Consider the following 719-nt stretch of genomic DNA (forward strand, 5'->3'; position numbering starts at 1 on the left):
AATCGGCGATCGACTTGTAGTTGGGCATCGTCTTGTTGTTGACGGCCAGCACGATCTGCGGGGCACGCCCCTGCAGCACGAACTCCTGGTACATCTGGCCCTTGGCCTGCAGCACCAGCGTGTGCTCGTAGGCACCACTCACGACGTCGGCGCTACCGCCCACGACGGCCTGCAGCGCTTTCGCACCGCCGGCAAAGTCGACGATTTCAACGTCCAGGCCTTCGTCCTTGAAGTAACCCAGACGCTCGGCAATCGTCAGCGGTAGGTAGTAGAACAGCGCCTTGCCGCCCACCGCGATGGTGACCTTGCTTTTTTCAGGTTTGCCCTGTGCCAGAACGGCGGGGCTGGCAGCCAGCAGGCTTGTCGCGCACAGTGCTGCGCCCATCCACTTTGCCCAGCGCCCAATGACTCGTGTCCCCATGCCTGTCTCCTGTTCTGTGGCGTTCACTGCCTTGGCGGCGATATTACCGCAACGATTTGCAACACAACATGCGGGATCGTCCTAGCTGCTTAGCTTTTGGCTTCGGCAACGATGCCCTGCGAAACGAGCGCGTCGATCTGCGCATCGGTGAGGCCGTGGCCGCGCAGGACATCCCGCGTGTGCTGGCCCAGGCGCGGCGCGCTCGCCTGCACGGCGCCCGGCGTAGCCGAAAGCTTTGGCACCACGCCCGGCATCTCGACCTGGATGCCCGACTGCGCGCGCACGGTTTCGATCACGC

1 protein-coding gene and 1 pseudogene are annotated in these 719 nt (G+C 63.7%); both read right to left on the reverse strand.

Annotation, left to right across the window (positions count from 1 at the left end):
- Positions 1-421 (reverse strand): ABC transporter substrate-binding protein (locus FUT88_RS25755; RefSeq protein ID WP_186829394.1); only part of this gene is annotated, 421 nt, incomplete at its 3' end.
- Positions 422-510: 89 nt separating this feature from the next.
- Positions 511-719, reverse strand: a pseudogene (locus tag FUT88_RS25760) (CoA transferase); the annotation flags it as partial.

This window comes from Ralstonia sp. TCR112, from assembly GCF_007997035.1.
GTDB lineage: Bacteria > Pseudomonadota > Gammaproteobacteria > Burkholderiales > Burkholderiaceae > Ralstonia > Ralstonia edaphi.